Origin of the sequence: Duganella aceris (assembly GCF_011090165.1) — a bacterium.
In the GTDB taxonomy this organism is placed as follows: domain Bacteria; phylum Pseudomonadota; class Gammaproteobacteria; order Burkholderiales; family Burkholderiaceae_D; genus Rugamonas; species Rugamonas aceris.
This window is the reverse complement of record NZ_JAADJT010000025.1, coordinates 1-11,061: the sequence shown is the minus strand read 5'-3', so window position 1 is coordinate 11,061 and position 11,061 is coordinate 1. Positions and strand designations below refer to the sequence as shown.

The 11,061-nt window shown below is 61.0% G+C and carries 9 protein-coding genes; 4 read left to right on the top strand and 5 right to left on the bottom strand.

The features are described 5' to 3' along the window. Nucleotides 1-28: 28 nt before the first annotated feature. From mnmE to rpmH, 5 genes are all read right to left on the bottom strand, one after another. Nucleotides 29-1,408 carry a tRNA uridine-5-carboxymethylaminomethyl(34) synthesis GTPase MnmE gene (gene mnmE, locus GW587_RS30485; protein ID WP_166108667.1) on the bottom strand — a complete coding sequence of 460 codons (1,380 nt, stop codon included), beginning with the start codon at nt 1,406-1,408 and terminating at the stop codon, nt 29-31. Nucleotides 1,409-1,474: 66 nt separating this feature from the next. Beyond that, entirely contained in the window at nt 1,475-3,172 is a 1,698-nt protein-coding gene (gene yidC, locus GW587_RS30480) for a membrane protein insertase YidC (RefSeq protein WP_166108666.1), read from the bottom strand. Nucleotides 3,173-3,183: 11 nt separating this feature from the next. Next, a complete protein-coding gene (yidD, locus tag GW587_RS30475; protein ID WP_166108665.1) occupies nt 3,184-3,444 on the bottom strand; it encodes a membrane protein insertion efficiency factor YidD in 261 nt (86 codons plus the stop codon). Next, nucleotides 3,441-3,929, bottom strand: a complete 489-nt coding sequence (rnpA, locus tag GW587_RS30470) for a ribonuclease P protein component (protein WP_166108683.1) — start codon at nt 3,927-3,929, stop codon at nt 3,441-3,443. The genes yidD and rnpA overlap by 4 nt, the downstream gene beginning before the upstream one ends. 36 nt (nt 3,930-3,965) lie before the next feature. Next, nucleotides 3,966-4,100, bottom strand: a complete 135-nt coding sequence (gene rpmH / locus GW587_RS30465; protein WP_010401996.1) for a 50S ribosomal protein L34 — start codon at nt 4,098-4,100, stop codon at nt 3,966-3,968. 387 nt (nt 4,101-4,487) lie between these two features. Here rpmH and dnaA point away from each other — a divergent pair, with 387 nt between their 5' ends. The 4 genes from dnaA to GW587_RS30445 all read left to right on the top strand — a co-directional run bounded on the left by dnaA (nt 4,488) and on the right by GW587_RS30445 (nt 10,961). Beyond that, nucleotides 4,488-5,885, top strand: coding sequence for a chromosomal replication initiator protein DnaA (gene dnaA / locus GW587_RS30460; protein ID WP_166108664.1), 1,398 nt, complete (start codon nt 4,488-4,490; stop codon nt 5,883-5,885). A 98-nt stretch (nt 5,886-5,983) separates the two neighbouring features. After that, nucleotides 5,984-7,090 (top strand): DNA polymerase III subunit beta, encoded by a 1,107-nt coding sequence (gene dnaN, locus GW587_RS30455; RefSeq protein ID WP_166108663.1) that lies wholly within the window; start codon nt 5,984-5,986, stop codon nt 7,088-7,090. A 53-nt stretch (nt 7,091-7,143) separates the two neighbouring features. Further along, the gene (gene gyrB, locus GW587_RS30450) at nt 7,144-9,648 is read left to right on the top strand and encodes a DNA topoisomerase (ATP-hydrolyzing) subunit B (protein WP_166108662.1); all 2,505 of its coding nucleotides are present in this window, start codon (nt 7,144-7,146) and stop codon (nt 9,646-9,648) included. A gap of 119 nt (nt 9,649-9,767) precedes the next feature. Continuing rightward, a complete protein-coding gene (locus GW587_RS30445; RefSeq protein ID WP_166108661.1) occupies nt 9,768-10,961 on the top strand; it encodes a DEAD/DEAH box helicase family protein in 1,194 nt (397 codons plus the stop codon). Nucleotides 10,962-11,061 lie beyond the last annotated feature (100 nt).

Below are 11,061 nucleotides of genomic sequence, written 5' to 3'. Positions count from 1 at the left end.
TACGAATGTCAGACTTGACCCCATGGTTTTACTTGCCAATGCAGAAACGGCTGAAGATGACGCCGAGCAGGTCGTCGGACGAGAAGGCGCCGGTGATGCTCGACAGTTGTACCTGCGCCAGCCGCAGTTCTTCGGCGAACAGGTCCAGCGACTGGTCGTTCTGCGCCGCGTGTTCGCCGGCGCGGTCCAGATGCGCACCGGCGTTCTTCAGCGCGATCAGGTGGCGTTCGCGCGCCAGGTATAGCGATTCGCCGGTCTGCTGCCAGCCGGCGATGCGCAACAGCTCGGCGCGCAGCAGGTCGATGCCGAGGTGCTCGTGCGCCGACAGGTAGACATGGGTGGCGTCGTCCATCGCATCCACCGCCGGCTTGTGGCCCGACAGATCGATCTTGTTCCAGATGCGCAGCACCGGCACGCCCGGCGGGAAGGCGGCGACGATGTTCTCGTCGGCGCGCGACGGGCCGTGGTCGGCGTCCAGCAGGTGCAGGATCACGTCGGCCTTGCCGACCTCGCCCCAGGTGCGCTCGATGCCGATCCGTTCCACCACGTCCACCGACTCGTCGGCCGAGCGGATGCCGGCGGTGTCGATGATGTTGAGCGGGATGCCTTCGATCTGGATGGTCTCGGTGACTTTGTCGCGGGTGGTGCCGGCGATCGGCGTGACGATGGCGACATCGGTGCCGGCCAGCGCATTCAGCAGCGACGATTTGCCGACGTTGGGCTGGCCCACCAGCACCACGTTCAAGCCCTCGCGCAGCAGCGCGCCCTGCGCCGCCTGGCGGAACACCTGCTCCAGCGCGGCGACGATGCCGGCCAGCTGGCCGCGCGCGTCGGATTTCTCCAGGAAGTCGATCTCCTCCTCCGGAAAGTCCAGCGTGGCTTCGACCAGCATGCGCAGCCCGGTGACGCCGTCGACCAGCTTGTTGACCGTCTTCGAGAACGCGCCCGACAGCGATTGCGACGCCGACTTGGCCGCCGCTTCCGTCGAGGCGTCGATCAGATCGGCCACCGCCTCGGCCTGCGCCAGGTCGAGCTTGTCGTTGAGATAGGCGCGGCGGGTGAACTCGCCCGGCTCGGCCAGCCGCAGGCCCAGCTCCTCGCCGGCCTCCAGCACCCGCGACAGCAGCAGTTGCAGCACGATCGGGCCGCCGTGGCCCTGCAGTTCCAGCACGTCCTCGCCGGTGTACGAGTGCGGCCCCTTGAACCAGATGGCGATGCCCTGGTCGATGATGGCGCCGTCGGCCTGCTTGAACGGGATGTAGGTGGCGTGGCGCGGCTGCAGGGCGGTGGCGCCGAACAGCGCGGCGATCAGCGGTTTCAGGTTCTTGCCGGAGGCGCGCACCACGCCGATGCCGCCGCGCCCCGGTGCGGTGGCGATGGCGGCGATGGGGGAAGAGTCGAGGTTCATAGGCGAATTGTAGTGGATAAAAAAAAAGCCCGCGATCAACACGGGCTTTTCAGCAACATCGGAGCGTCAGGCCTTGGCCGGCTCCGGCGGTGCGAATTTCTTCGAGATCACGTACTGCTGGCCGATCGACAGCACGTTGTTCACCACCCAGTACAGCACCAGGCCGGACGGGAAGAAGAAGAACATCACCGAGAACGCCAGCGGCATGAACAGCATCATCTTGGCCTGCATCGGATCGGCCGGGGCCGGATTCAGCTTGGTGGTGATGTACATCGAGATCGCGTACAGCACCGGCAGGATGAACCATGGGTCCGGCGCGGCCAGGTTGGTGATCCAGCCGATCCACGGCGCGCCGCGGATTTCCACGGCGGCCTGCAGCACCCAGTACAGCGCGATGAAGACCGGCATCTGCACCAGGATCGGCAGGCAGCCGCCCAGCGGATTGATCTTTTCGGTCTTGTACAGTTCCATCGTGGCCTGGTTCATCTTGGCCGGATCGCCCTTGTAGCGCTCGCGGATGGCTTGCATCTTCGGCGTGACCAGCTTGACCTTGGCCATGCTGCGGTAGCCGGCGGCCGACAGCGGGAAGAACAGCAGCTTGATCAGGATGGTGAACACGATGATGGTCCAGCCCCAGTTGCCCAGCACGCTGTGGATGTGGTCCATGACCCAGAAGATCGGCTTGGCGATCACCGCCAGCATGCCGTAGTCCTTGACCAGTTCCAGGCCAGGGGTCACGGTTTCCAGCAGCTTCGATTCCTGCGGGCCGGAGAACAGCTTGGCCTGGTTGGAGACGGTCGCGCCCGGCGCCAGCGTGCCCAGCGGCTGGATGGTACCGATGGCGTACTGGTTGGCCGCCACTTTCTTGGTGAAGATGGTGCGTTCCAGCTTGTCCTGCGGCACGAAGGCGGAGACGAAGAAGTGCTGCGAGATCGCGACCCAGCCGTTGTCGGCCTTGGTCGGGTGATCCTGCACCAGCGGCTTGCCGGTCTTGGCGGCTTCCGCGTCTTCTTTTTCCAGCGTTTCGAACTTCAGCTTGTGGTACTTGTCGGCGGCGGTGTACAGCGTCGGACCGGTGTAGCTGCTGTTGAAGAACGAGTCGCCGGCCGGCTTGTTGCCGTCGTGGACCAGTTGCATGTATAGCTGCGGCGCCACCGGCGCGGCGCCGGTGTTGGTGACGTCGTGGCGCACGTCGATCACGTAGTCGCCGCGCTTGAAGGTGAAGGTCTTGGTCAGCTTGACGCCGCCCTGCTCCGCTTCCAGCACCAGTTGCACCTGGTTGGCGTCGTTGAGCATGCGCGGGCCGGGCTTGGCGACGAAGCCGGTCTGGTGGGTCGGCAGGCCGGCGGCGCCGATCAGGCCGGTCTCGGCCAGATAGGTCTTGCCGGTGGCCTTGTCGACGTCGAACAGCACCTGGTTCTTGTTGTTGTCGACGCCATCCTTGAACTTCAGCAGTTCCAGGCGCTTGATGGTGCCGCCCAGGGTGTCGATGTCGACGCGGTAGACGTCGGTGGTGACGGTGATGCGCTCACTCTTGAACGGCTCGGCGGCGGCGGGCGCACCGGGCAGCGCGGCGGCGCCGGCCGGGGTGGCGGCTGCGGCGGCCGGCAATTCGGATGTCTTCGCTTCCGGCGCCTTGGCGGTTTGCGCCGGCTGCGGCGCAAACATGGACGGATGCCCGGTCGAGACCTGCCAGTTATTCCAGAGAATAAACAGCGACACGGCAAACACGATCCACAGGATGGTACGTTTATTGATATCCATTAGGGTATTTATCAGGAGTGGTTGCAACCGCAAGCGGTCGTTGAAGAATTCGATTTGCCGGCCGGGGGTACCGGATCGACACCGCCGTCATTCCAGGGATGGCAACGGCACACGCGCTTGAGCGCCAGCAGGCTGCCCTTGGCGGCGCCGTGGACTTGCAGCGCTTCCAGCGCGTAGTTCGAGCAGCTCGGATAAAAACGGCAGCTCGGCGTCATCATCGGGCTGATCGCCAATTGATAGAAACGCAACAGGAAGCGGAGAACGGTTTTCATGGCGCAGCTGTATGTGGTGACGGCGCGGCGGAAGGCAAGACTGCCGGCGCGGCGGCGGGCGGCTCCGGCGGCAACAGCGGCGGCTGCCGCGGATGCGACTTGGCCGCCTTGGCCTGGCCGAACAGGCGCGCCAGTTCCACCCGCAACGCCGCTTTCAGCGTGGCGGTGGTGGCCGGGCCCTGCTTGCTGTTGACCGGCTTGGCCAGCCGCACCATGCAATCGATCGCCGGCAGGCCGGACTGGCGGAACAACTCGCGGGTGACGCGCTTGATCGTGTTGCGCGTGACGGCGCGCGGCGCGAAGCGCTTGGCCACCACGACGCCCAGCCGCGCATGCGGCAAATCGTTCAGACGGGTGTAGAGCACGAAGTGCGCGCTTTTTTGCGTAGGGCGCAAACGAAAAACGGATGAAAATTCATCCGTTTTAACGATACGCCGAACGCGCGCGAAGTCGTGTGAACCTTCGCCTGTCGAGCCGCTTGAAATACAGCTTTCCACGCGATCAGCTAACAAGCGTTTGGCTTATACAGCCAGACGCTTGCGGCCTTTGGCGCGACGTGCGTTGAGCACATCACGGCCGCCACGGGTAGCCATACGAGCGCGGAAGCCGTGGGTACGCTTGCGGCGCACGACGGAAGGTTGGTAAGTACGTTTCATGTTGGTCTCGCTTAAAGCAGAAAAAAATGCAAAATCGGGTTGTGGCCCCGTCAGTTTTTGGTGCCAATGACACTTCGCGCACCCATGCCAACGCTCCGGCACAAGCTGGGTCCATCTCATCGCCCGCTAAATCCACGCTTACTCCATATTGACGTCCATGTGAATAAACAAGGAATACGGGCGGGGAACCCTGAATTATCGGCATTTCGATCCCGCTTGTCAACAACAGACTAGCCCTGTTTGCCGCCCGAATGGGGTCCAAACCGCAAAAAATAAGCGGCGTGCCTGTGGATAACTTTAGCCAGCGAGAGTAGAATAGCGCGTTACGTGTGGCGGAACCGACCTCGCCCGCACCCCATTTAGCAGTAAGAACTAGACAAAAGATTCATGGAAAATTTCTGGCAGACCTGCTCCGCACAGTTGGAGTTGGAACTGACGCCGCAACAATTCAGCGCGTGGATTAAACCGCTCATCCCCCTCGATTACGAGGCGGGCAAGTTGCGTGTCGCCGCACCGAATCGCTTCAAGCTCGATTGGGTCAAGTCCCAGTTCGCCAGCCGCATCACCGCGCTGGCCTGCCAGTATTGGGAAGCGCCGACCGAAGTGCAGTTCGTGCTCGACCCGCGCAACTCGACGGCGGTCAAGGCCAAGGCCGTGGTGCCGGCGCCCGAATACAACGGCGGCGTCCCCGACATCAACGCGCGCGGCAACGACCCGGTGCCGTCGGTGCCCGAGCTGCCGGCGTCGGCCGCGCCGCGCCGCGAGCAGAGCCGCATCAACACCGACCTGACCTTCGACAGCTTCGTCACCGGTAAGGCCAACCAGTTGGCGCGCGCCGCCGCGATCCAGGTGGCCAACAACCCGGGCGTGTCATACAACCCGCTGTTCTTCTACGGCGGCGTCGGCCTCGGCAAGACCCACTTGATCCACGCCATCGGCAACCAGGTGATGGCCGACCAGCCGGGCGCCAAGATCCGCTACATCCACGCCGAGCAGTACGTGCGCGACGTGGTGACGGCGTATCAGCGCAAGGGCTTCGACGACTTCAAGCACTACTATCACTCGCTCGACATGCTGCTGATCGATGATATTCAATTCTTCGGCGGCAAGAGCCGCACGCAGGAAGAGTTCTTCTATGCGTTCGAGGCGCTGATCGCCGCGAAGAAACAGATCATCATCACCTCGGATACCTATCCGAAGGAAATCACCGGCATGGACGACCGCCTGATCTCGCGCTTCGACTCCGGCCTGACGGTCGCGATCGAACCGCCGGAACTGGAGATGCGGGTGGCGATTTTGCTGAAGAAAGCCAAGCAGGAAGGCGTCACCTTCTCGGACGACGTCGCCTTCTTCGTCGCCAAGCACCTGCGCTCCAACGTGCGCGAGCTGGAAGGCGCGCTGCGGAAAATTCTGGCGTACTCCCGTTTCCACGGCAAGGACATCACGATCGACATCGTCAAGGAAGCGTTGAAGGATTTGCTGTCGGTGCAGAACCGGCAGATCAGCGTGGAGAACATCCAGAAGACGGTGGCCGACTTCTTCAACATCAAGGTCGCCGACATGTACTCGAAGCGCCGCCCGGCCAACATCGCGCGGCCGCGCCAGATCGCGATGTACCTGGCCAAGGAACTGACGCAAAAGAGCCTGCCGGAGATCGGCGAGCTGTTCGGCGGCCGCGACCACACCACCGTGCTGCACGCCGTGCGCAAGATCGCGCTGGACCGGACCAAGAACCCGGAATGCAACCACGAACTGCACGTATTGGAACAGACGCTCAAGGGCTAGCCGCACGCATGGTTTGGCTTTATGATTAGTCAACCATGCAGGCCTGGGCAACAATGTTATAAATATATCGTTTTAATCTTTATTACTGAGGATAATCTATGCAATTGGTCAAAACCACCCGAGATACCCTTCTCCGGCCACTGCAGATCGTGAGCGGTATTGTCGAGCGTCGGCACACTATGCCGATTCTGGCCAATATCCTCATCCGCAAAGACGGCGAAAGCGTATCCTTCCTGTCGACCGACACCGAAGTCCAGATCACCACCAACGCCGAGATCGGTTCCGGCAGCGAAGTGACCGGCACCACCGTCGCCGCGCGCAAGCTGCTCGACATCCTGCGCGCGCTGCCGGAATCGGGCGACGTCACGATGACCCTGCTGAACAAGCGCCTGACGGTGCAGACCGGCAAATCGCGCTTCGCGCTGCAAACCCTGGCCGCCGAAGAATTCCCGACCGTGCAGCAGGCCGAGAGCTACACCGCCAGCGTCACGCTGCCGCAGAAAACCCTGAAGCACCTGTTCAACATGGTGCACTTCTCGATGGCGCAGCAGGACATCCGCTACTACCTGAACGGCCTGCTGCTGGTCCTGGACGGCAACAACGTGATCGCCGTGGCCACCGACGGCCACCGCCTGGCGTTCTGCCAGGTGGAAACGGAACAATCGTTCGAGCGCCAGGAAGTCATCATCCCGCGCAAGACCATCATCGAACTGCAGCGCCTGCTGGAAGAAAACGACGAGACGGTCCAGCTGGACATCGCCGCCAACCAGGTCAAGCTGACCTTCGCCGACATCGAGCTGATCTCGAAGCTGGTCGAAGGCAAGTTCCCCGACTACACGCGGGTGATCCCGAAGGGTTACAAGAACGAATTCACGATCGGCCGCGATGAGCTGCTGCGTTCGCTGCAACGCGCCGCCATCATGACCAGCGATAAATTCAAGGGCGTGCGCTGCATCATCACCCCGGGCAGCATGAAGATCAGCTCCACCAACGCCGACCAGGAAGAAGCGGTCGAGGAACTGGAAATCGACTACGGCGGCGACAGCGTCGACATCGGCTTCAACGTGACCTACCTGCTGGACGTGTTGAACAATCTGAAGTGCGACCAGGTCAACGTCGCGCTCGGCGACTCGAACTCGTCGGCGCTGATCTCGATCCCGGACAACGCCGACTTCAAATACGTCGTCATGCCGATGCGCATCTAAGTTTCTGTAGCAGCCGTTTGAACACCAGTAATCGATAACAGAGAAAGCAGCACATGTCCGCCATCCCAGAAGAGAATCCAGTACCAGTACCGGCCAAAACCGAAGAATACGGCGCATCATCCATTCAGATCCTCGAAGGCCTGGAAGCGGTCCGCAAGCGTCCCGGCATGTACATCGGCGACACTTCCGACGGCACCGGCCTGCATCACCTGGTGTTCGAAGTGCTGGACAACTCGATCGACGAATCGCTGGCCGGGCACTGCACCGAGATCCACGTCACCATCCACTCGGACAACTCGATCTCGATCACCGACAACGGCCGCGGCGTGCCGACCGGCCTGAAGATGGACGACAAGCACGATCCGAAGCGCTCCGCCGCCGAGATCGTCATGACCGAACTGCACGCCGGCGGCAAGTTCGACCAGAACTCGTACAAGGTCTCGGGCGGTCTGCACGGCGTGGGCGTATCGTGCGTCAACGCGCTGTCGAAGCTGCTGAAGCTGACCATCCGCCGCGACGGCAAAGTGCACTACATGGAATTCGTGCGCGGCGTGCCGCAGAACCGCGAGCTCGACACCAAGGACGGCTTCGCCGTCTCGCCGATCAAGGTCATCGGCGAAACCGACAAGCGCGGCACCGACGTGCACTTCTGGGCCGACGAGGAGATCTTCAACCACGTCGAATTCCACTACGAAATCCTGGCCAAGCGCATCCGCGAACTGTCGTTCCTGAATAACGGCGTCAACATCAAGCTGACCGACCAGCGCAACGGCAAGGAAGAGATCTTCGCGTTCGAAGGCGGCACGCGCGGCTTCGTCGAATACATCAACAAAGCCAAGACCGTGCTGCACCCGACCGTGTTCCAGGCCACCGGCGAACGCATGTCGGACCAGGGCACCAACATCTCGGTCGACGTCTCGATGCAATGGAACGACGCCTACAACGAGCAGGTGCTGTGCTTCACCAACAACATCCCGCAGCGCGACGGCGGCACCCACCTGACCGGCCTGCGCGCCGCGATGACCCGCGTCATCAACAAATACATCGACGAGCAGGAATTCGCCAAGAAAGCCAAGGTTGAGATTTCGGGCGACGACATGCGCGAAGGCCTGACCTGCGTGCTGTCGGTCAAGGTGCCGGAGCCGAAGTTCTCGTCGCAGACCAAGGACAAGCTGGTGTCGTCGGAAGTGCGCGGCCCGGTCGAAGAGATCGTCGCCAAGACGCTGTCGGACTACCTGCAGGAAAAACCGAACGACGCCAAGATCATCTGCGGCAAGATCGTCGAAGCGGCGCGCGCGCGCGAAGCGGCGCGCAAGGCCCGCGACCTGACCCGCCGCAAAGGCATCATGGACGGCCTGGGCCTGTCGGCCAAGCTGGCCGACTGCCAGGAAAAGGATCCGGCGCTGTGCGAACTGTACATCGTCGAGGGTGACTCCGCAGGCGGCTCCGCCAAGCAGGGCCGCGACCGCAAGTTCCAGGCGATCCTGCCGCTGCGCGGTAAGGTGCTGAACGTGGAAAAGGCGCGCTTCGAAAAGATGCTGTCGTCGGAACAGATCACCACGCTGATCGCCACGCTGGGCACCTCGATCGGCCCGGACGAATTCAACGTCGAAAAGCTGCGCTACCACCGCATCATCATCATGACCGATGCGGACGTCGACGGCGCCCACATCCGCACCCTGCTGCTGACGCTGTTCTACCGCCAGATGCCGCAGCTGGTCGAGCGCGGCCACATCTACATCGCGCAACCGCCGCTGTACAAGGTCAAGGCCGGCCGCGACGAGCGCTATCTGAAGGATGACGCCGAAGAAGCCAGCTACATGATGAACGTCGCGCTGAACACCGCATCGCTGACGCCGCGCGAAGGCGCCGACCCGATCGTTGGCGAACCGCTGGGCGAACTGGTGCGCCAGTTCAACCTGGCCAACGTCATCATGACGCGCCTGACGCGCGTGATCGACCGCGCCGCACTGACCGCGATCATGACCGGCGTGACGCTGGACCTGAGCACGCAAGAGCTGGCCGACGTGTCGGCACGCGCGCTGGTGACGGAGATCAACGACATCGCGGTCAAGGTCACGGTGATTTCGGACGAGCTGTCCGAGAAGCACGCGCTGCGCATCGAGCGTATGCACCACGGCAACATCAAGGTCAGCTCGATCGACGCCGACTTCGTGCAGGGCGCCGACTACAACGTGCTGGCCAGCGCGGCCGCCACGTTCAAGGGCCTGATCGGCGAAGGCGCGTATGTGCGTCGCGGCGAAGGCGAGCGCACCAAGGAATCGGCCGTGGTCGACTTCCATCAAGCGATGCAGTGGCTGCGCGACGAGGCGGAGCGTGTGGTATCCAAGCAGCGCTACAAAGGTCTGGGTGAGATGAATCCGGATCAGCTGTGGGAAACCACCATGGATCCGACCGTGCGCCGTTTGCTGAAGGTGCAGATCGAGGACGCGATTGCTGCGGATCAGATCTTCACTACGCTGATGGGTGATGATGTCGAGCCGCGCCGGGCATTCATTGAAAACAATGCCCTACGTGCAGGCAATATCGACGTCTAAAAATCAAACTGTTTAAAGCGAAAAGCGGCCTTTTTATGGGCCGCTTTTTTTATCCGTTATTGCATCGTCAACAAACTCAACTACAATGATGCTCACGAACAATTTTAGTGAGCAAGTCCATGAGCCAAGGTAGTGCGCGCACCATCAATTCGCCACAAGGCTTATACGACAGACTTGTATCTAAAGCTGAATCAGCTGCTCTCGATGAGTTGGCTAATGCCGATCAAGCTTTAATCAAACCTGCCTCTCAGGCGCAACGCCGTGAGCACCTCATTAACGAGCTCACGTCCCGGCTACCAGAATTGCTCGATGCGGCGTCCTCCGACTCAGAAGATAAAGCGGAGCAGTCTCGTACAGAACTAAAGCTCATTGCCCACCTCCTACGCGAAGCACGTTCCGGAAAAGAAGACAATAATGATGCGACGCTTCCGGCGTATCCACTACGCATGCTACATGCACTGCATCAACCAAACCGTGCTCCGGTGTCTCCCGAAACAGGCCTCCGACAGCCGTGGATATTTACATCTGCACGTAGTGACCCCTCACTATTAAATGAGCTTCGCGCAGAACTAGCATGTGTCGATCGAGTCGACATTTTGGTCAGCTTTATTACTTGGAGCGGTGTTCGCAAACTCATTGACGTATTGAAAGCAGCTACGGCGATGGATGCTCATGGCAATCCGCAAACGAGAATACGCATTCTTACGACAACTTACATAGGAGCGACCGAAGCCAGAGCCGTCGATGCTCTGGCGGAGTTACCTGGCGTGGAGCTACGCATCTCCTTAGATGGTCGCCGCAATAGATTGCACGCCAAAGCGTGGCTATTCCATCGACACAGCGGATTTGGCACCGCCTTCGTTGGCAGCGCCAATCTCTCTGAGTCTGCACTTATCGGCGGTATTGAATGGACGGTAAAATTCTCGCAAGCTCGCGACGTAGATCTCTACATGTCAGCCTGCGCCAACTTCGAAACGCTGTGGAATGACGGTGAGTTTCAACAATACAATCCTCACGATGCATCGCAGCGTGCTGCTCTAAAAGCTGCATTGGGGGAACAGCGGCGCACGCCATCGAGCCAAGGGCAAAGTAACGAGCCCATCGCTATTCATACTTGGTTTGAGCTGAGGCCGAAGGCATATCAAACCGAAATGCTTGAACGACTTGCGGCGGAACGTCGTCTAGGTCGATCAAGAAATCTCGTCGTCGCCGCGACAGGCACTGGTAAGACTGTAGTCGCAGCATTTGACTATTTACGTCTCACGAAAGAGGCTGGCAGTCCGCCTCGCCTTGAATCGCCACGAGTTCTGTAGACACTTCTGAGCCATAATTCTAGGCTAAAGGAGTGAGTATGAGCGGGAAACGATATACGGAAGAATTCAAGATCGCTGCGGTCAAGCAAGTGGCGCAGCG

Bases quoted from the DNA above. Each gene is read 5' to 3' on its own strand.
- gyrB (WP_166108662.1), top strand. From the start codon at position 7,144: ATGTCCGCCATCCCAGAAGAGAATCCAGTACCAGTACCGGCCAAAACC.
- yidC (WP_166108666.1), bottom strand. From the start codon at position 3,172: ATGGATATCAATAAACGTACCATCCTGTGGATCGTGTTTGCCGTGTCG.
- GW587_RS30445 (WP_166108661.1), top strand. From the start codon at position 9,768: ATGAGCCAAGGTAGTGCGCGCACCATCAATTCGCCACAAGGCTTATAC.
- rpmH (WP_010401996.1), bottom strand. From the start codon at position 4,100: ATGAAACGTACTTACCAACCTTCCGTCGTGCGCCGCAAGCGTACCCAC.
- dnaA (WP_166108664.1), top strand. From the start codon at position 4,488: ATGGAAAATTTCTGGCAGACCTGCTCCGCACAGTTGGAGTTGGAACTG.
- dnaN (WP_166108663.1), top strand. From the start codon at position 5,984: ATGCAATTGGTCAAAACCACCCGAGATACCCTTCTCCGGCCACTGCAG.
- yidD (WP_166108665.1), bottom strand. From the start codon at position 3,444: ATGAAAACCGTTCTCCGCTTCCTGTTGCGTTTCTATCAATTGGCGATC.
- mnmE (WP_166108667.1), bottom strand. From the start codon at position 1,408: ATGAACCTCGACTCTTCCCCCATCGCCGCCATCGCCACCGCACCGGGG.